18 protein-coding genes are annotated in these 20408 nt (G+C 59.8%); 11 read left to right on the top strand and 7 right to left on the bottom strand.

Going from position 1 to position 20408, the window contains the following annotated elements:
• The first annotated feature begins 100 nt into the window (after positions 1–100).
• From AC2LD7_RS03585 to AC2LD7_RS03610, 6 genes are all read left to right on the top strand, one after another.
• Entirely contained in the window at positions 101–1411 is a 1311-nt protein-coding gene (locus tag AC2LD7_RS03585) for a DUF3426 domain-containing protein (protein ID WP_484596486.1), read from the top strand.
• 200 nt (positions 1412–1611) lie between these two features.
• A complete protein-coding gene (dusB, locus tag AC2LD7_RS03590; RefSeq protein WP_484596487.1) occupies positions 1612–2625 on the top strand; it encodes a tRNA dihydrouridine synthase DusB in 1014 nt (337 codons plus the stop codon).
• Complete coding sequence (gene fis / locus AC2LD7_RS03595) at positions 2622–2942, top strand: DNA-binding transcriptional regulator Fis (protein WP_131649971.1); 321 nt, start codon at positions 2622–2624, stop codon at positions 2940–2942. Before dusB ends, fis begins: the two co-directional genes overlap by 4 nt.
• A 112-nt stretch (positions 2943–3054) precedes the next feature.
• Positions 3055–4659 carry a bifunctional phosphoribosylaminoimidazolecarboxamide formyltransferase/IMP cyclohydrolase gene (gene purH, locus AC2LD7_RS03600; protein WP_484596488.1) on the top strand — a complete coding sequence of 535 codons (1605 nt, stop codon included), beginning with the start codon at positions 3055–3057 and terminating at the stop codon, positions 4657–4659.
• Positions 4660–4768: 109 nt separating this feature from the next.
• Positions 4769–6058: a phosphoribosylamine--glycine ligase gene (purD, locus tag AC2LD7_RS03605; protein WP_484596489.1), complete on the top strand. Its 1290-nt coding sequence runs from the start codon at positions 4769–4771 to the stop codon at positions 6056–6058.
• Between the two features lie 116 nt (positions 6059–6174).
• On the top strand, positions 6175–8994 hold the full coding sequence (locus tag AC2LD7_RS03610) for a response regulator (RefSeq protein WP_484596490.1): 2820 nt from the start codon (positions 6175–6177) through the stop codon (positions 8992–8994).
• Positions 8995–9005: 11 nt separating this feature from the next.
• On the opposite strand, the gene AC2LD7_RS03615 is transcribed toward AC2LD7_RS03610, so the two are convergent.
• The gene (locus AC2LD7_RS03615; protein WP_484596491.1) at positions 9006–10262 is read right to left on the bottom strand and encodes a cytochrome P450; all 1257 of its coding nucleotides are present in this window, start codon (positions 10260–10262) and stop codon (positions 9006–9008) included.
• A gap of 205 nt (positions 10263–10467) precedes the next feature.
• Between AC2LD7_RS03615 and AC2LD7_RS03620 the strand changes: the two genes are divergently transcribed.
• Positions 10468–11421, top strand: a complete 954-nt coding sequence (locus AC2LD7_RS03620; protein ID WP_484596492.1) for a lysylphosphatidylglycerol synthase transmembrane domain-containing protein — start codon at positions 10468–10470, stop codon at positions 11419–11421.
• 89 nt (positions 11422–11510) lie between these two features.
• A complete protein-coding gene (locus AC2LD7_RS03625) occupies positions 11511–12266 on the top strand; it encodes a VC0807 family protein (RefSeq protein WP_484596493.1) in 756 nt (251 codons plus the stop codon).
• A gap of 9 nt (positions 12267–12275) precedes the next feature.
• Here AC2LD7_RS03625 and AC2LD7_RS03630 read toward each other — a convergent pair whose 3' ends face one another.
• Together AC2LD7_RS03630 and rfbD are read right to left on the bottom strand one after the other, a co-directional pair.
• Positions 12276–13175, bottom strand: a complete 900-nt coding sequence (locus AC2LD7_RS03630) for an AEC family transporter (RefSeq protein ID WP_484596494.1) — start codon at positions 13173–13175, stop codon at positions 12276–12278.
• Positions 13176–13326: 151 nt separating this feature from the next.
• A complete protein-coding gene (gene rfbD / locus AC2LD7_RS03635) occupies positions 13327–14253 on the bottom strand; it encodes a dTDP-4-dehydrorhamnose reductase (RefSeq protein WP_484596495.1) in 927 nt (308 codons plus the stop codon).
• A 389-nt stretch (positions 14254–14642) separates the two neighbouring features.
• On the opposite strand from rfbD, the gene AC2LD7_RS03640 reads away from it, so the two are divergent.
• The 3 genes from AC2LD7_RS03640 (at position 14643) to AC2LD7_RS03650 (ending at position 15834) form a co-directional block, all read left to right on the top strand.
• Entirely contained in the window at positions 14643–15041 is a 399-nt protein-coding gene (locus AC2LD7_RS03640) for a Rho termination factor N-terminal domain-containing protein (protein ID WP_484596496.1), read from the top strand.
• Between the two features lie 12 nt (positions 15042–15053).
• Complete coding sequence (locus tag AC2LD7_RS03645) at positions 15054–15188, top strand: hypothetical protein (protein ID WP_484596497.1); 135 nt, start codon at positions 15054–15056, stop codon at positions 15186–15188.
• Positions 15189–15300: 112 nt separating this feature from the next.
• Positions 15301–15834: a ferritin-like domain-containing protein gene (locus tag AC2LD7_RS03650; protein WP_029404882.1), complete on the top strand. Its 534-nt coding sequence runs from the start codon at positions 15301–15303 to the stop codon at positions 15832–15834.
• A 197-nt stretch (positions 15835–16031) separates the two neighbouring features.
• Here AC2LD7_RS03650 and lpxC read toward each other — a convergent pair whose 3' ends face one another.
• The 4 genes from lpxC to AC2LD7_RS03670 all read right to left on the bottom strand — a co-directional run bounded on the left by lpxC (position 16032) and on the right by AC2LD7_RS03670 (position 20407).
• Positions 16032–16943 carry a UDP-3-O-acyl-N-acetylglucosamine deacetylase gene (gene lpxC / locus AC2LD7_RS03655; protein WP_484596498.1) on the bottom strand — a complete coding sequence of 304 codons (912 nt, stop codon included), beginning with the start codon at positions 16941–16943 and terminating at the stop codon, positions 16032–16034.
• Between the two features lie 111 nt (positions 16944–17054).
• Complete coding sequence (gene ftsZ, locus AC2LD7_RS03660; protein ID WP_484596499.1) at positions 17055–18242, bottom strand: cell division protein FtsZ; 1188 nt, start codon at positions 18240–18242, stop codon at positions 17055–17057.
• 47 nt (positions 18243–18289) lie between these two features.
• Positions 18290–19537, bottom strand: a complete 1248-nt coding sequence (gene ftsA / locus AC2LD7_RS03665; RefSeq protein ID WP_484596500.1) for a cell division protein FtsA — start codon at positions 19535–19537, stop codon at positions 18290–18292.
• 12 nt (positions 19538–19549) lie between these two features.
• Positions 19550–20407, bottom strand: coding sequence for a cell division protein FtsQ/DivIB (locus tag AC2LD7_RS03670; protein ID WP_484596501.1), 858 nt, complete (start codon positions 20405–20407; stop codon positions 19550–19552).
• Position 20408 lies beyond the last annotated feature (1 nt).

Here is a 20408-nt window from a genome sequence, read left to right on the forward strand (position 1 = left end):
CCGGAACGCGACATCAACGTCGCGTTGTCTCCGCGAGTCGCCACTGCCGCTCATTAGTGCGCATGCGCTAGACTAGCCGGCATTTCCGCCGGACTCGCGCATGACCAATTTCGTCACTCAGTGCCCGCATTGCCGCACCAGCTTCCGCGTCAGCCGCGCCCAGCTCGCCGCCGCCCATGGCGTAGTGCGCTGCGGCGCGTGCATGGATGTGTTCAATGCAGCCCGCCATTTGCATGAGGACGATCTGGCGCAAAACATTGCTGTCGATACAGCTGCGTCGACAGCATTTCCCATTAGCGAACCGGCACAGCCTCGTCCACAACCACCAGCAAAGCCACAGGCTGAAGACAACACACTGTGGATCCACGACGATCTCGATCTGGACAGCCTTGATCTGGACGAGGAACTGGCAAAGCTCGAGCGACAGGAGCTGGAGTTGTCGCGCGAGTTTCTCGAACTGGAGCCGCAGCCCAGCGAAAGCCTTCGACCCTACGCTTACGATCAGCCGACCGCCGATGACGAGGCCTGGGCTGAGCAACTGCTGAATGCGGAAGGCGATAAGGCAACAACCCCGACGCCCAGAACAGCGATGACGGTGGAACAGCCTTTCCCTGCCGAGCCGGATAAAAACTCTACGGAACTGCATTTCACCCCCGTTACGCGCGAGCGCCCCGCACCGCCAAGTCCGCTCACGAGTCCCCGTGGAGCTCTGACCGAGCATCTGGACCTGCAGAATTCACGGGAACGCGTCGAGCCATCCATTGGCATCACCGAAGAGCCAGACGATGAGCTGCCTCAAACCGAACCTGCAGCCGGCGCCGCATCAGGCCCCCAACGCAGCCAATCCAGCCAGGCGCGCCGGGGCGACGACCCATTATTCGAACTGGATGATGAGCCCTTGCAACTCGACTGGGAGGCCCGACGCCGACCCTGGGGCCGCTGGCTGGGTTGGGGTGCGCTTAACCTGATCGCCCTGCTGGCACTGGGCGGGCAATATGTGGCGCACAACTTCGACGAACTCGCGCGGCAGGACGAATACCGCCCTTGGCTCGCGAAGCTCTGCCCATCCCTGAATTGCGAGCTACCGCCAAAGGTCGATATCAGCCAGATCAGGAGCAGCAACCTAGTGGTGCGCAGCCATCCCGACTTCGCTGGTGCGCTGGTGGTCGATGCGATCATCTATAACCGCGCACCCTTCACACAGCCGTTCCCGCTGCTGGAAGTCCGCTTCGCCGACATCAACCGCCAGACGCTGGCGAGCCGCACCTTCAAACCTGGCGAGTACCTTTCCGGAGAGCTTGCCGGACAGCGGGAAATGCCATCGCAAATCCCCATCCACATCGCTCTGGACATTCTCGATCCAGGCGCTAAGGCGGTTAATTACAGCTTGAGTTTCCGCTCCCCCGAGTAATCTCTCCAGCGCCCGCACCGCCGCGAAGGCGAGCACCGCCGGTCGCATCGGCGTGCCAATCCAGCCGTTGGTTATAAGCTTGAGGCTGTTCAGAATTTGTTCAAAACAACCTTTAACCCGTCATCCGGAGCGGGTATTATGCACACCCTTTTTTGCTGTCCCGATCGACCTAACAAGCAGGCTCCAGGCAGGGAATCTTCATGTCAGCGGTACGCATCGGTCCTTATACTCTTCCGAATCGATTGATCCTCGCGCCCATGGCCGGCGTGACCGATCAGCCGTTCCGTCAGTTATGCCGGCGCCTCGGCGCGGGCCTGGTGGTCTCGGAAATGGTCACCAGCGATGTACGCCTGTGGAACAGCCGCAAGTCGCGCCTGCGCCTCCTGCATGACGGGGACCCTGAACCACGCTCCGTGCAGATCGCCGGAGGCGATCCGCAGATGCTGGCCGAGGCGGCTATGCGCAACGTCGAACTGGGCGCGCAGATCATCGATATCAATATGGGCTGCCCGGCGAAGAAGGTCTGCAACAAGGCCGCCGGGTCGGCGCTGATGAAGGACGAACTGCTGGTCGCCGAGATACTTGAGGCCGTAGTAGGCGCGGTGAGCGTTCCGGTGACTTTGAAAATCCGTACCGGCTGGGACAGGCAAAACAGGAATGGACTCACGGTGGCGAAGATCGCCGAACAGTCTGGAATCGCGGCATTGGCCGTGCATGGTCGTACGCGGGCTGACCTTTATACGGGCGACGCCGAGTACGACACTATCGCTGCGATCAAGCAGGCAGTATCGATACCGGTATTTGCCAATGGGGATATCGACACACCATTGAAGGCAAGTCAGGTATTGAAGGCAACGGGTGCCGACGCATTGCTGATCGGTCGGGCGGCCCAGGGCAGGCCTTGGATCTTTCGCGAGATCGATCACTATCTCGCGACCGGCCGGCTGCTGGCTCCGCCTGACTTGACCGAAGTCGAAGGCATTCTGCTTGAACACTTGAGCGCGCTGCACGCCTTCTATGGCGACGTCATGGGTGTACGCATCGCGCGCAAGCACGTCAGCTGGTATCTCGCAACACTTCCCGGCGCGCGCGAATACCGCGCCCGGTTCAACGGTTTGGAAGACAGGGATGCGCAATGCGCCAGTGTTCGAGCGTTCTTCGCCGAACGCCGAACAAGCCCTGACTTGGGGGATGGAAAAGGGGTGGCTGCATGACGCTGTTGAACGAAACATTGGTAACTGGAACAACATCCGTGAGCGACAATGTAAACCTCAAGCAGCACCTCAACACACCAAGCGAGGCAGGCCAGACCCTGCGCGGCAGTGTGGAGAAGGCGTTGCACAACTATTTTGCCCACCTCGAAGGCGCAGACGTCACGGACGTTTACAACCTGGTGCTTTCCGAAGTGGAGGCGCCGCTACTGGAAACCGTGATGAATTACGTCAAGGGCAACCAGACCAAGGCGTCCGAACTGCTGGGCCTGAATCGCGGCACTCTGCGCAAAAAACTCAAGCAGTACGATCTTCTTTAAAAAGCCTAAAAGCCGCTGGAGGCTCAAGGCTGGAAGCTGGAAGCTGGACGAACAAGCGACACCCTCGTCCGGCCTCCAGCCTCCAGCGTTATCTATCCTCGTTGGAACCAATATGACCGACCAAACCCTCCGCCTCCCCGTCCGCCGTGCGCTGATCAGTGTGTCCGATAAGACCGGCGTCGTTGAATTCGCTCGCGCACTCGTCGCCCTCGGCGTTGAGATCCTGTCCACTGGCGGTACGTTCAAGTTGCTGCGTGAAAACGACATCGCCACGGTCGAAGTCGCCGATTACACCGGCTTCCCGGAGATGATGGACGGTCGGGTGAAAACCCTGCATCCGAAGATCCATGGCGGCATTCTCGGACGTCGCGATCTCGACGGGGCGGTCATGGCAGAACACGGCATCAACCCTATCGACCTGGTCGCAGTCAATCTCTATCCCTTCGCCGCCACCGTCGCCAAACCCGGCTGCACACTGCCAGATGCGATCGAGAACATCGATATCGGCGGCCCGACCATGGTCCGTAGCGCGGCGAAGAATCACAAGGACGTCGCCATTGTGGTCAATGCCGATGACTATGCCAGTGTCATCGAGAATCTGCAGGACGGTGGCCTGACCTATGCGCAGCGTTTCGACCTGGCCCTCAAGGCCTTCGAGCACACCGCTTCCTACGACGGCATGATCGCCAACTATCTGGGTACCGTCGACCAGACCTCTGAGAGCCTTTCCACCGAGGGCCGCAGCCTGCTGCCGCGCACCTTCACCACCCAGTTCGTCAAGGCGCAGGACATGCGCTACGGTGAGAATCCGCACCAGATAGCGGCGTTCTACGTCGAAACCGCCGACGAAGCCTGCGTCGCCACCGCTCGCCAGCTGCAGGGCAAGGAACTCTCTTTCAACAACGTTGCCGATACCGACGCCGCGCTGGAATGTGTGAAGAGCTTCGTCAAGCCGGCCTGCGTCATCGTCAAGCACGCCAATCCATGCGGCGTCGCGGTGGTGCCGGACAACGAAGGCGGTATCCGCCAGGCCTATGAATTGGCCTACGCCACCGACAGCGAGTCGGCATTCGGCGGCATCATCGCGTTCAACCGCGAACTGGATGGTGAAACTGCCAAAGCCATCGTCGAGCGCCAGTTCGTCGAAGTGATCATTGCCCCCAACATTTCTGCCGAAGCCCGCGAAGCCGTTGCCGCCAAGGCCAATGTGCGCCTGCTCGAGTGCGGCCAATGGCCGGCCGAGCGTGCGCCGGGTTGGGATTTCAAGCGTGTAAATGGCGGGCTGCTGGTGCAGAGCCGCGATGTCGGGATGATCACCGAAGCCGACCTCAAGGTCGTCACGCAGCGCGCGCCGACCGAGCAGGAAATCCACGATCTGATCTTTGCCTGGAAAGTGGCCAAGTTCGTCAAATCCAACGCGATTGTCTACGCCAAGAACCGTCAGACCGTCGGCGTCGGTGCCGGCCAGATGAGCCGGGTCAACTCTGCCCGCATCGCTGCGATCAAGGCTGAGCATGCCGGGCTGCCAGTGCCGGGCGCGGTGATGGCGAGCGACGCCTTCTTCCCCTTCCGCGACGGTATCGACAACGCCGCCAAAGCCGGCATCACGGCAGTGATCCAGCCTGGCGGTTCGATGCGTGACGCCGAGGTGATTGCCGCCGCCGACGAAGCCGGGATCGCCATGGTATTCACGGGCATGCGCCATTTCAGGCACTGACAGGGCTACAGGCTACAGGCTACAGGCCGCAGGCTGCAGGCGAACGCACATCCGCTCTTGCCTGCAGCCCGTGGCCTGTGGCCTGTAGCTTTCTACGCAGGAGAGACTTATGAATGTTTTGATCATCGGTAGCGGCGGGCGTGAACACGCCCTGGCTTGGAAGGTCGCGCAGGATCCACGGGTCGAGAAGGTTTTCGTTGCCCCCGGCAACGCCGGTACAGCCACCGAAGCCAAGTGTGAGAACGTCGCCATCGATGTGCTGGCCATCGAGCAGCTGGCGGACTTCGCCGAGCAGAACGTGCAACTGACCATCGTCGGGCCCGAGGCGCCGCTGGTCAAAGGTGTGGTCGATTTGTTCCGTGCGCGCGGCCTCGATTGCTTTGGCCCGACTGCCGCTGCCGCACAACTGGAAGGCTCCAAGGCCTTCACCAAGGACTTCCTCGCCCGCCACGCGATCCCCACCGCTGACTACCAGAACTTCACCGAAGTCGAGCCGGCCCTGGCCTACCTCAACGAAAAAGGCGCGCCGATCGTAATCAAGGCCGACGGCCTGGCGGCAGGCAAGGGCGTGATTGTCGCCATGACCCTGGTTGAAGCCGAGGAAGCCGTGCGCGACATGCTGTCCGGCAATGCTTTCGGCGATGCCGGCGCGCGGGTGGTCATCGAAGAATTTCTCGACGGCGAAGAAGCCAGCTTCATCGTCATGGTCGACGGCCAGAACGTCCTGCCGATGGCTACCAGCCAGGATCACAAGCGCGTCGGTGATGGCGATACCGGTCCGAATACTGGCGGCATGGGCGCCTATTCGCCTGCACCTGTGGTCACCGCCGAGGTGCACCAACGCGTCATGGACGAGGTCATCTGGCCGACCGTCAAAGGCATGGCTGCCGAGGGCAACGTTTACACAGGCTTTCTTTACGCCGGCCTGATGATCGACCGGAGCGGTGCACCCAAGGTCATCGAGTTCAATTGCCGTTTCGGCGACCCGGAAACCCAGCCGATCATGCTGCGACTGCAGTCCAGCCTGATATTGCTGATCGAGGCAGCGCTGGCTAAGGCGCTGGACAAGGTCGAAGCGCAATGGGATCAGCGCCCCAGCCTCGGCGTGGTACTGGCCGCCGGCGGCTACCCGAACGACTACGCTAAGGGTGCACCGATTCGCGGGTTGGAGGCTGCCGCAAAGCTGGAAGGCAAGGTCTTCCATGCTGGCACCGCTCTTAAAGGTGGCGAGATCACCGCGTCCGGCGGCCGAGTGCTCTGTGCTACGGCGATGGGCGAAACGGTTTCCGCTGCTCAGCAGAATGCCTACGCCCTGGCTGCTCGCATCGAGTGGGACGGTCATTTCTATCGCCACGACATAGGCTATCGTGCAATCGCCCGCGAGCAAGGCGAAAGCTGAGCGCAAATATCATGGGAACGTGCGCGACGGCCGATGTAAAGAGGCCGCCGCGCACATTACAGCGTCCGGTTGTCTCGGCTATAATCGGCCGTCACACAGATGAAGGGACTTCAATCGTGCGTCGACTTTGGGTCGCCATTGCTTTTGCCTTCAGTCTATTGCTGGCTGCGCTGAGCGCTTTGCCCGCATTTGCCGCTACCTCAGTATCACCCTCCGTTCCAGCGCAACCCGCTCTCGCTACACAAGCGACACAACCCAACTGGCGATTGCTCGTCGACCAGTCCGGCCTGCTCAGCCTCAATGAAGTATTGGATCAGCGCAGCCTGTTTCAACGTATCGACAAGCTCTCCTATTCTGCCCCGGCGAATGACAACGCCATCTGGCTGCAAGTGAGCCTACCGGCCCTCAGCCAACCGAATTGGCTGCGAATATTTGCCCCTCGCGTGCAGTATGTCGATTTCTATCTGCTACGTGATGGCAAGCTCGAGCGCCATGTAGAGACCGGCGATCTAAGACCGCTGGAGTCTCGCCCGCTGCCTGCCCGTGCTTACCTGTTTTCTCTGCCCAACGACGGAGCACCTCGCGAAGCCTACATCCGCTTACAATCGTCACACCCGATCGTGGCCTGGTTCCAGACCGTCGACGAGCTTGGCCTCGTAGAGCAGGCCCGCCCCGCTTATCTCTTCGGGGCGCTGTTCGGTGCTCTGGCACTATTGACGATCTACAATCTGCTGCGCTTCGCCTACACCCTCAGCTACAGCCATGTATGGCTCGCCTTGCTGCATGGCGCGCTGCTTAGCTGCGCCGTGGCGAACCTCGGCATGCTGGCGGTGTGGTCGCCGAAACTCATCTACAGCCAACCGTTGATAGCCGACATGTCGGCGTTGCTGGCCTGCATTTCATTGCTGGCCTTCACCTTCGGTTTCTTTCACCATCGCAGAAAAACCTGGGTCAGCTGGTTGCTCGCGCTGCAACTGGGCGCCGTCACCGCACTGGCAGCAACGATATTGCTTACCGGTCAGCTCTGGTTCAGCTGGTTGATCTACACCATGGTGCTGGTTGCCGCCGTCAGCGTTACGGCGGTGGCGGTCCGGTACTGGCGACAGAACTACGATCCGGCCCGGCTGCTTGTCGCCGGCATACTGCTGTTCGATGCCGGCTTTGTCTTCGTTCTGCCAACCCTGCTTGGCCTCAACCAGCTCGATCCCGACTGGCTGACCGGCTTGGTATTCAGCATGGCCACCTGCTCGGGGTTGATCCTCAGCTTTGCCCTGCTCGAGCGGCAGCGCCAGATTCAAGCTGACAGCCGTACCCTGCATACCGCCGAAGCAGTCACCAGCGCCGAGCTACGGACCAAGGCAGACTTTCTGGCGAAGATCAGCCATGAAATTCGCACACCCATGAATGGCGTCTTGGGGATGAGTGAGCTCTTGCTCAGCACCTCGCTGTCAGCCAAGCAACGTGACTACGTGCAAACCATTCACAGCTCCGGCAACGAGCTGCTCAACCTGATCAACGAAATCCTCGATATTTCCAAACTGGAATCCGGGCAGGTCGAGCTCGACGATGTTCAGTTCGACCTCAACGCGCTGATCGAAGATTGCCTGAGTATCTTCCGCGCCAAGGCCGAACAGCAGAAAGTCGAGCTGATCAGTTTTATCCAGCCACAAATGCCGCATGTCGTCGCAGGCGACCCGACCCGTCTGCGCCAAACATTGCTGAATCTGCTCGATAACGCTTTCAAGCAGACCGAAGAAGGCGAGGTGCTGTTGATCGCTGCGGTGGACGATACCGAGGCGCAGCCACGGTTGCGTATCACCATTCAAGACAGTGGGCGCCCACTGGAAGCGCAGGAACGCGATGCGCTACTCAACGCCGCGCTGGACAGCCGCGACTTCCTAGCCGCAACCCGCCATGGCGGCCGCCTCGGATTGATCATTGCGCGACAGCTGATTCATCTGATGGATGGTGAATTCGGCATCCAGACCGGCGGCATTACCGGCAACATCTTATGGATAAGCCTGCCGTTGGGGGCCGATATTTCGGAGCAACCCAACAATGATCTCGATGTTCCCCTGCGAGGGGCGCGTTTGCTAGTGGTGGACGACAACGACACCTGCCGTAAAGTACTCAGCCAGCAATGCAGTAGCTGGGGGCTTGATGTCAGTGCCGTGGCATCAGGTAAGGAAGCGCTCGCCCTGCTCCGCACCAAGGCACATTTGCATGAATATTTCGACGTTGTCTTACTCGACCAAGACATGCCGGGGATGACCGGCATGCAGCTCGCCAGCAGGATCAAGGAGGACTTCAGCCTCAACCATGACGTACTGCTGATCATGCTGACCGGCATGAGCAATGCGCCGAGCAAGATCATCGCACGCAACGCCGGAATCAAACGCATCCTGGCCAAACCCGTTGCCGGATATACGCTGAAAACCACCTTGGCGGATGAACTCGCTCGGCGCAGTACCCGCGCGGCTGTACAACCCACCAGCACCCAATTCAGCACATCGCTTTCGGTGCCGGACGACTTCCGCATTCTGGTGGCCGAAGACAACAGCATTTCCACCAAAGTCATCCGTGGCATGCTGAACAAGCTCAACCTCAAGCCGGATACCGCCAGCAACGGTGAGGAGGCGCTTGCGGCAATCAAGGCGCAACCCTACGATCTGGTGCTGATGGATTGCGAAATGCCGGTCCTGGATGGCTTCGAGGCAACCGCGCGACTACGTGTCTGGGAAGCGTCCGAACGCCGTCCACGGACGCCGGTGGTGGCACTTACCGCACATATTCTCAGCGAGCATCGCGAGCGCGCCCGCGATGCCGGAATGGACGGGCATATGTCCAAACCTGTCGAGATGTCCCAGCTGCGCGAACTCATCGAGCATTGGATAGAAATCAGAGCGGCCGCCACGGATCGCTCCTCGCACCTTTGACCGCGGCTGGCTTACGGGTTCGGCTGCTGGGGGGTGACACCAGTGATGATCAACAGGCTTTCCGGTTGCGCAGGCATTCGTGACTCGTGCATGCGCAAATCCTGCGCAGGCACCGCATAGCTCATCCGGCGCGTCAGCATGCGTAGAGCACTCACCAGCAACGCGATTGCCAGAGGCTCGCCTGGGCAACGATGCCCCGTCGCGGCATCGCCCCCACCCTGGGTAATGAAGTTGAAAGCCCCGCCATCCCATGCGGCGAAGCGCTCGGGGTGGAACTGCTCGGGCTGCTCCCAGAGCCGCGCGTCTCGATTGGTGCCGTACAGATCCAGCAACACCCGCGTGCCTTTAGGAAAGCGATAGCCCTTCCATTCGAAATCCTCCCGTACACGCGCGGCGGTGAACGGAAAGAATGCATGAAGCCGACGAACCTCCTGGGCAAAGGGCTCCAGCGCGGCGTCTTCCCGCTGCAATCGCTGACGCCACTGCGGATGCGCCAGCAATTCCAGCGCCGCATAGATAACGAAGCGTGCCACCGCTACAGTCGGGCGCAGCAGATTGAGCATTTCCACTGCAGCGACCTTTTCGTCCAGAACCTGCCCGTCCGGTTCGACATGCCGAGCAACCACCGCCAACGCCCGAGCCTCGTCAATAACCAGTTCCCCGGCGCGCACCTGTCTGAGCAGGTCAACCATCCAGCCTTCCGCCTCTTTACGTGCCTTGCGCGCGCGCCAGTGACGAGCACCAACGCCGCCCGCACCGTCGATCATGGCTGCCAGTTGATCACGCCGCAGCTGCAGCTCCCCTGCAGCGAGCGGTACGCCAGCCCACTCACATACCGAGCGAGCAAGAATGGCCTGTACCTCAGGCAGCAGCGTGACGCGATCACAGCGCTGCCACGTAGAAATGGCGGCCTGCCAATTCGTCTCGCTCAACCGCACCAGCTCGGCAATGGCATCGTCTTTCAGCAGCGACATGAACAGCCGCTTGCGGTGTCGGTGGTCCGCACCATCGAGACCTTGCACCCCACCCTGGCCAAACAGGGTCTTTTTCAACATGCGCGGCGCCGCGTGCTGTCGCTGAAACAGCTGCTCGTCGTAGAACAGCCTCGCTGCGTCCTCGCCGGTCATGCATATGGTGTCCTGCATCAACAGGCGGACCTGAAATATGTCCGATTCGAGCCGCTGACAGCGGCTTGGAATGAACGAATAGCCCTCGCTGAGCAGCGATAGAGAACTGTCCACACCCGGATCGCGGGGAATATCTGGCATAAGCACACCTTTGCAAAATCGGCTTCTTTGGTGGACCTCTTGCCGCTCCGTGGGTGCCCCACTCCAGCCGTCGCTGCGTAGAATGAACAAAATGCACGGACCGGTGCCGATAAACAGACCGGCCGAATTTTCCGCGATGCACAAATCACCGATTGTCCGAGCTTTCGCTTCGAGGCAAATAAGCCGTCGCCAAGGAGCCAACACGATGATGAAGAGGAGCGATGTCGCCTGGACCCTTGTCGGCATCACGGCGGTACTGCTTTCTGGCTATCTGCTCTATCAGGAGATTCGCAATCTCTCGTTGGCTGAACTCACCGAGAGCCTTGGGGCCATTAGCTGTCGCAACTGGCTGCTGGCCGGATTGGCGACGCTTGGCGCCTACGTCGCGCTAGCCTGGTACGACCGAATAGCCATTGCCCATCTGGGCAAGAAGATCCCTTGGTGGTTCATCACGCTTTGCTCGTTCACCACCTACGCGCTGGCCCACAATATAGGCGCGTCGGTGTTTTCCGGTGCGGTCGTGCGCTACCGCGCGTATCGCAGCAAGGGCCTTACGCCGCACGAAATCGGCGTACTGATCGTGTTCTGCTCGCTGACGTTTGTCCTCGGCACTCTGTTGGCCGGCGGCACGGTGCTGGTCCTGCGACCAGAGTTGCTGAACAGAGTGATCGACGCTGAGCCATGGCTATCGATTGCAGTCGGCTCGTTCCTGCTGTGCCTGGTCGGGCTTTATGTAATCGGCGCATGGCGCCATTTTGCGCCATTGCATGTCGGCAAATGGCGAATCGACTATCCGCGTCTGCCAATTGTTGGCAGGCAGCTCATGGCCGCACCGCTAGAGCTCGCCTGCGCCGCCGCGATCATCTATTTTGCGCTTCCTGCGGTACATAATCCCGGCTATCTGGTGGTGCTCGGCGTATTCCTTGCTTCTTTTTCGTTGGCCCTGCTATCCCATGCACCCGGCGGACTTGGCGTGCTCGAAGTAACCTTTCTCGCCGCGTTGCCAGAATTGAACACCGCTGACGTCTTGGCGGCATTGATCGTGTTCAGAGCTTTCTACCTATTGCTACCCTTCGCCCTGGCGATTCTCGTCGTAGCGGTCTTCGAGGTCACGCAATGGTCGGAGAAGCGAAGTAGAGGCGCTGCTTCCGATCAGTAACCTGCTGTCACGGAACACCACCATCGCACTATGGCTAAGCGCGTGCCCACGGGCGATCATTCACCCTCTTCCGAGATGAACAGAATCACATGACCGATACCCGCACCAACCAACCGGACGCTGATCAGCCGACCGAGCACAAGCCCCGGCCCTTGATCGATCTGGCAATCAGCATCCTGATCCCTTCGCTGATTCTGATGAAGCTCAGCGGTGAAGAACGCCTCGGCGCGGACGGCGCGCTATTGCTGGCGCTGGCATTCCCGCTCGGCTGGGGCCTGTTCGAGCTGGCGAAGTACCGCAAATTCAACTGGATCGCCTTGCTGGGCCTGCTCAGCGTATTGCTAACCGGGGGCATCGGACTGCTGAAGCTAGACCCGCAGTGGCTGGCGATCAAGGAAGCCGCGATTCCCTGCATCATCGGCATCGCCGTACTCGCCTCCACTCGCACACGCTTCCCACTGATCCGCACGCTGCTCTACAACCCCAAGGTGCTTAACGTCGCCAAGGTGCATGAGCAGCTCGAGCGCAATGGCCAGACCGCTCATTTCGAAACTCGACTGTTGCGCGCCACGTATTTGCTCAGCGGCACCTTCTTCTTTTCGTCCTTCATGAACTACGTGCTGGCCAAGTGGATCGTCCACAGCCCGGCCGGTAGCGAGGCGTTCAATGCGGAACTGGGGCGCATGACGTTGCTCAGCTATCCGATGATCGCCATTCCCAGCATGTTGATGATGATGGCGATCTTCTATTACCTGTGGCGCACCATTCACGGCCTGACCGGACTGCGCCTCGAGGACATCATCGCCCCTAACGCGCGTGCCAATCAGCATGGCGAGCGCCCCTGAACAAGGGATTCAAGCAGACATCAACATCATCCACAGCGGTAGACTGACAGCCGCTAGCACGGTCGACAGGAACACAGTCGAGCTGACTGCGCGGGTGTCCTCTTGATTGACCGCGAAGGCCAGCACATTGACGCCGCTCGGGCAGGCCGCTAGCAGCACCAGCACGCTGCGAGCTTCCTCGCTCAGCCCCGGCAGCAGTCCGCTGATGTACCACACCAGCAGCGGGAACAGGCCCAGCTTGATCAATGTCAGCCCCAGCGCAGTGACACTCGGCCGCAGGCGGTAGCGCGAGAGACTGATACCCAGCACCATCAACGCGCAAGGCAGCGCTGCCTGTGCCAGCCAGTCGGCTACGCGCCAGACCGACTGTGGCAGACCGATCCCTGAAATGTTCAGCAGAGCCCCAAGCAACAAACCGACGATAAGCGGGTTCGCGAGGTTCTTCAGCAGTGCCTTGCCGCTGACCTTCTGCCCCGAGCCGAACGCGCTGTAAAAACTCTGCAGCGAAAACAGAATCAAGCTGTGAAAAACCAGGACGGCGAACACATAGACCAAGCTCGCCGGCCCCAGCAAGGTAGTCACAAGAGGAATCCCGACCAGCACGTTGTTCGAGTAGGCCGCCGTAAGTCCCAGCGGAGAGGCCCGCCCGAGCAAACGGTGTGCGACCAATCCGACCGCGACGAAGATGACGAGTACCGGTCCGAAATAGGCCAGCAATAGCATGGGTGACATGCCATCGCTCAGCTGCGCTCGGGCGATACCGGTAAACAGGACAGCCGGCATGAACAACTTGAAGGTGATATTCGCGAGTCCGGCAGCCGCTTCGCCGGCGAGCCAGCGCCGCCAGCCGAGCACGTAGCCAAGCATGATCACGCCAAAGATAGGCAAAATCGCCTGAAACACGACCACGCGGCATTCTCCAGCAACCGGCACGACCTTTTGTCGCCCCGCAAAAAAGGCCGCAAGAATACCCCGAGTTCGGGTCGAGATCATCAGTTAGGTAACCGCTCGAACGAGAGGCTGCCGCGTCTGATCGTTGAGCCCGGATGCGTCAGCTAGTTCAGGCTTGGGAGTGGTGCGCAGCTAAACTCGACGGATGAGCATCTGCACTACCCAACGCATCGAGCACAGGGGCCAGATCGTCATGCCAATCATGTGTGGCCATGCCGAAGGTTGTTTCGAACTTGGAGCAATCGAGAACCGACCAGACCGGACGGCGAGCGGGTGTCGGATACTGCGCAGTCGTAATCGATGACACCTGCGGTTGCTTGGGAAGAATGCCCTTGGCCTCTGCCTGGCGGAAAACCTCCACGGCGAAATCGAACCAGGTGCAGAACGATCGACCGCTGTAATGGTAAATCCCCCAAGCGAGCGTACCCTCACGAGCATATCGCTGGGCCAGCTGCAGCAAAACATCCGCGATGCTCCCCGCCTGGGTAGGGCATCCAAACTGATCGGCGACCACAGATAGCGAGTCGCGTTGGCGCCCCAGGCGCAGCATGGTCTTAACGAAGTTATGGCCATGCACGCCATAGACCCAGCTGGTCCGCAGAACCACATGCTGGTCGAGAACAGCCTGGATGGCTGCCTCCCCCGCCAGCTTGCTCGCGCCGTAAACGCCAGTTGGCGCGACCTCGTCCGTTTCCTTGTAAGGCGTTTGGGCTTCGCCGGAAAAGACATAATCGGTCGAAATGTGCAGCAACGGAATAGCGGCCTTCCTAGCCGCTTCAGCGAGTACTGCTGCACCATCGCGATTGACCGCGTAAGCCTGCTCACTATGCGTCTCGGCGTTGTCGACATGGGTGTACGCCGCCGCGTTGATGATCAGCCTGGGCTTGAACCGACTGACTGCCTGTACAACCTGATCCGCATTAGTGATGTCCAGCTGCCCTCGGGCCATGCCAAGCGCCTCGAGACCATATGCATGAGCACGGTCTACCAACTCGTGACCAACCTGGCCACTGGCACCGCATACAAGGATTCGCATCTGGTTATCGCCTCATCGAAAGCCCGCCAGTTAACGGCAAGCATGGATTTGTAAAACAGATTCGATACACGTCCATCGAGCCAAAAGTACCGAGTTAGCGCGGCGCGTGCTTTGTTCAGGCCAGCATAAATGGCTTTTGTTCCTCCGAATCGAAGCCTGCTGCCAATTATATTTCCAGCTATATCCGACCCACTCGCATAACCATCCGATGATGACCTGCATCACCCGAGCTAGACGACCGGGTGCCGGATAGCGCGCGCGATGCTAACACGAGTGAAACTCCCAACCTGCCGTGTGGACCAAAACAGAACAAAGCTGTAGCGGACCAGCCTGGACAATCAGGCATCTACGAGTCCACGGTCATCCATACCTGCACGAGGAGAAAGGTCATGCCTAGAGGCGAAAAATCCAAGTACACGGATAAACAGCAGCGTAAAGCCGAGCACATCGAAGACAGTTATGAAGAACGCGGTGTCCCCGAAAAGGAAGCCGAAGCGCGTGCCTGGGCCACGGTCAACAAGCAATCCGGTGGAGGCGAGCGCAAGGGCGGCTCGGGGCAAAAGAAAAGCGAGACAGCCAAACGAGCGGACCGCAAGGATTCGGCGCACCGAGCGGCCAAGGCTCGTGACGGCGACTCGCCGAATAAGGGCTCGGCGCGCAGCAATCGTTCGGATAGCACCTCACTCACCGACCTCACCCGAGATGAGCTGATGCAGAAAGCCCGTGAGCGTGACGTTCACGGACGTTCGAAGATGCGCAAGGACGAACTCATCAAGGCGCTCAGCTGAAGGAACCCAACCATGAATGAACCCGACCCTCGAGATGACGGCACACCGAGTCCCATCCCAGAGCCAGAGCGGAAAGAGCCCGGCGAACAGGTCCCCATCGACGAGCCCGGCAAACCTGATCGGCCACCGGACGAAGCCTCTGACTAAACTTTCCGGCTGTCCATCTATCACAGCTAATGGCCCAGCGAGACGCCAATAGGCGCAGTGGCCAGAGCGTGGCCGAACAATACAGCCACAGCCCAGCATTCAGGAGACCATGATGAGCTACGTACAATTGAGCGACAAACAGACCCTGCGCGAGCGCGCTCGACAGCACGTCGAGAATGGTGCGGTGACCGAAAGCTATTCGGCGGATCGCGACACCGTGATCAACTTGCTCAATGAGGCGCTGGCGACCGAACTAGTCTGCTACCTGCGCTACAAGCGCCACTACTACATGGCCACTGGACTGAAATCCAGCGTAGCCGCCGACGAGTTTCTCGAGCACGCCAATGAAGAGCAGGAGCATGCCGATCGCTTGGCCGAGCGCATCGTACAGCTTGGTGGCGCGCCCGACTTCAACCCGGACAGCCTGACCGAGCGAGCACATGCGCAATATGCCGAAGGCAACGGACTGCGTGATATGGTCTTCGAAAACCTTGTCGCCGAACGCATCGCCATAGACAGCTACCGCGAAATAGTCCAGTACATCGGAGACAAGGACCCCACCACAAGGCGCATCTTCGAAGATATCCTCGCGCAAGAAGAGGAGCACGCCGATGATATGGCGGGCTTGCTGGATGGGATGAATTGAAGCTGGAGGCTTACCAGCGTAGCGACTGCAGAAGCTTTGCCAAACGTAATTAAGGCCGAAGGGGCGGACTGGTCGAAACCCATCAGCCGAACTTGATGGATTCATCCATCCGCGATCCGCGTGCACTTTACTGTCGCCTGTCGCCAGATAAAAAAAGGCCACCCGAAGGTGGCCTCAAAAAGGAAAGAGAGTACTACTCAGCCGGCAGCTGCCGGTCGCATGTAGGAGATCGGTGCGGTCTGGGAATCATCGAAGGTCACCATTTCCCACGCATCCTTTTGTTCCATCAAGGTGCGTAGTAAGCGGTTGTTCAATGCATGTCCGGATTTAAAGCCGCGGAATTCGCCGATCAGGCTGGTGCCCAGCAAGTACAGATCACCAATTGCATCTAGAATCTTGTGCTTCACGAATTCGTCTTCATAACGCAGGCCGTCTTCGTTGAGCACATGGTCTTCATCGACCACGATCGCGTTTTCGACACTTCCACCCAGGGCTAGGTTGTGCGAGCGGAGGAATTCAATGTCGCGCATGAACCCGAAGGTTCGCGCACGGCTGACTTCCTTGACGAAGGAAGTGCTAGAGAAATCCACGCTAGCGGTCTGGGTGCGACCACGGAAAACCGGGTGGTCGAAATCGATCTCGAAACTCACCTTGAAGCCTTCGAATGGCAGGAATGTGGCGCGCTTGTCGCCATCCTCCACCGTGACCTCACGGATGATGCGGATGAATTTCTTGGGGGCGTCCTGCTCCTGCAGGCCGGCCGATTGAATCAGGAATACGAAGGGTCCAGCGCTGCCATCCATGATCGGCACTTCCGAGGCGGAAAGCTCGACACAGGCATTGTCGATCCCAAGTCCAGCCATCGCGGAAAGCAAATGTTCCACCGTATCGACTTTGACGTCACCGCTGACCAGCGTTGTCGACATGGTGGTTTCGCCGACGTTCTCGGCCCGCGCGGCAATCTGCACGGGCGGGTTGAGATCGGTGCGACAGAACACGATTCCGGAATCCACCGGTGCCGGCTTCAGGGTGAGATAGACCTTCTCTCCCGAATGCAGCCCGACGCCAGTGGCGCGAATGATGTTCTTTAAGGTGCGTTGTCTGATCATGGCTTGGTTTCGCTATTGCGCTGTTGCGAATGGTTTCCAACAAAGGTGGCGATCATAGCAGAACCCCACTTTGCTGAATACCAATCACCCCAATAGTCCTGATACATGCAATCAATCGGCCTGGCGACGCAAGAAGGCAGGAATATCGAGATAGTCCAGATCTTCCTGAGGATTCATCTTCGCCGCAGTAGCAGCTGCATGGGCCTGATTGCGCATGACAGTCGGACGCTCCAGGTCACGGTAGTTCACCGCAGCCTGATCCTGACGCGGAGCCGGCGCAGCCTGCGGCGCGACAGCAGCGGTCTGCAGCGTGTTGTCCACGACCTTGACCGGCTTTTCGTTGCGCGGGCCGAGACCAGTGGCAACGACCGTAACGTGCAGCTCATCGAGCATATCCGGATCGATAACGGCACCGACCTTAACAGTCGCCTCGTCGGACGCGAAGGCCTCGATGATCTCGCCGACAGCGGCGTACTCGCCGAGTGAAAGATCCAGACCAGCGGTGATATTGACCAGGATGCCGCGAGCGCCTTGCAGATTCACGTCTTCGAGAAGCGGGTTGCGAATGGCCGCTTCGGTAGCTTCGCGAGCGCGGTTCGGGCCAGTGGCACAACCGGTACCCATCATCGCCATGCCCATTTCGCCCATGACGGTTTTCACGTCGGCGAAGTCGACGTTCATCAGGCCGGGGCGTTGCATGATGTCGGAAATGCCGCGCACGGCACCGGTGAGCACGTCATCGGCCTTGGCGAAAGCGGCCAACAGGCTCGCATCCTTACCAAGGATGGTCAGCAGCTTCTCGTTGGGGATGGTGATCAGCGAGTCGACGCAATCGGACAGCTGACGAATGCCCTCATCGGCAACCTGCATGCGGCGACGGCCTTCGAATGGGAACGGACGCGTCACCACGGCGACGGTCAGGATGCCCATTTCCTTCGCGACCGAAGCAATGACCGGCGCGGCGCCGGTACCGGTCCCACCGCCCATGCCGGTGGTGATGAAGACCATGTCGGCGCCTTGCAGCACCTCGGCGATGCGCTCGCGGTCATCCATCGCGGCCTGACGCCCGATGTCGGGATTGGTGCCGGCACCAAGCCCCTTGGTGATGGCGGAACCCAGTTGCAGAACGGTCCGCGCTTCGATTTTTTTCAGCGCCTGGGCATCGGTGTTGGCGCAGATGAATTCCACGCCTTCAACGTTGTTGCGCACCATGTGATTGACGGCGTTGCCACCGCCTCCGCCTACGCCAATGACCTTGATCACTGCACTTTGCGGGGTATGATCTACGAGTTCGAACATTTCCCTCTCTCCTTCCAGCTTTCTAGTTTTAGGTACAGCCGCACTGCTCAGAAATTGCCCTGGATCCAGCTTTTGAGCCGGTCCACGACAGATGTTTTGGGTTCGTCGGCAACATTGCCGAGACCGGACATGGAAATGCCGTCGGTCTGCTTGCGCATGCCATACAGCAACAGGCCCACACCCGTTGAATAGATAGGGTTACGGACGACGTCCGTGAGTCCGTTGATGCTGTGCGGTACGCCCAGGCGCACCGGCATGTGAAAGATTTCTTCGGCCAGCTCGATGGCTCCTTCCATCTTTGCTGTACCGCCAGTGAGGACGATCCCTGCCGGAACCAGGTCCTCATAGCCGCTGCGACGCAGTTCGGCCTGAATCAGCGTGAAGAGCTCGTCATAGCGCGGCTCCACGACTTCGGCCAGCGCCTGCCGTGAGAGTTCCCGCGGTGGACGATCGCCAACGCTCGGTACCTTGATGGTTTCGCCGGGACCGGCCAGTTTGGCCAGCGCACAGGCGTAGCGAATCTTGATTTCTTCGGCGTACTGGGTGGGCGTACGCAGGGCCATCGCGATGTCGTTGGTAACCTGATCACCAGCGATCGGAATGACCGCGGTATGCCGGATCGCGCCTTCGGTGAAGATGCAGATGTCGGTGGTACCGCCACCGATATCTACCAGGCAGACACCCAATTCCTTTTCGTCGTCGGTCAGTACCGCATGAGCCGAAGCGAGCTGTTCGAGAATGATGTCGTCGACTTCCAGGCCACAGCGGCGCACGCACTTTTCAATATTCTGTGCCGCGTTCACCGCGCAGGTGACGACATGAACCTTCGCTTCCAGACGCACGCCAGACATGCCCAGCGGCTCGCGGACACCCTCCTGATTATCGATCACGTAGTCCTGCGGCAGGGTGTGCAGTACACGCTGATCGGCCGGGATGGCCACGGCCTGTGCAGCGTCCAGAACACGTTCGAGGTCGGCATTGCTGACTTCGCGATCACGAATGGCGACGATACCGTGGGAGTTGAGGCTGCGGATGTGATTACCGGCCAAGCCGACGAAGGCAGAGTGGATACGACAGCCGGCCATCAGCTGTGCCTCTTCGACGGCGCGCTGGATCGACTGAACGGTGGACTCGATATTGACCACCACCCCTTTTTTTAACCCGCGCGACGGATGAGTGCCGATTCCGACGATCTCCAGTTCGCCATCCGGCGTCACTTCGCCGACCAGCGCCACCACCTTGGAGGTGCCGATATCGAGACCGACGATCATCTTGCCGCTTTGCACGCTAGACATGTGTTTCATTCCTCAATTCTTCGCAACGACGGATTCTTCCGTCGTGGTCGGGCTCGGCTCGTGCCACGTAACGGCCAGGCCGTTGGCGTAGCGGAGGTCGATCCGCGCAATTTTCTCGCTCTCCTGCGCCAGCTCTTGCTGATAGATGGCAGTGAAGCGACGCATTTTTTCGATTACCTGGTCCCTGCCCAATAACAGCTCGACGCCCTGTTTGGTCGTCACGAACCAGCTGCCCCGTGCACGCAGCTCTAGGCGGGCAATGGAAAAACCGAGGGGCCGCAGCATCTGGCTGAGCAACTGGTACTGCTGCATCACCCGCTGTTGGGCCCGCTTCGGACCATACAATTGCGGCAAGTGTTCATACTGAGTCAGGTCATCCGGCGCAAAGGCCTGACCGTTGTTGTTCAGCAACGCCTCATCGCCCCAGCGGGCGATAGGCAATTGCTCATCGAGACGCACCATGACCTGATCCGGCCAGACCCGGCGCGCCTCGACGTGCGCAATCCAAGGCATCTGTTCAAGGTCGTGCCGCAAGGCATCAAGATCAACCTTGAAGAAACTGGCCTCGACGAACGGCGCCATACGCGCCTGTACGGCCTGCTGATCGACGTAGGTCAACTCGCCCCGAACGCTGACTTTGGCGATTGGCCGATCAGCATAGGGCGCGAGTCGCCCGCCCAGCTCGTAAAGCCCGACTACCAGCGCCACCAACAACATTGGCCAGAGGGCACGCTTGAGCGAACTCAGGCTAGGGCGCGGCAAACGCGCCGAAATCGGCTCACGTTGCACCAGGCGGCTCGCACCACGCTGCGCCGATTTGCGCGAGGAGCGACCGGTGGCTGGTTGTGAGTGACGCAGGGTGGTGATCATG

It is taken from the genome of Stutzerimonas sp. (assembly GCF_982611455.1).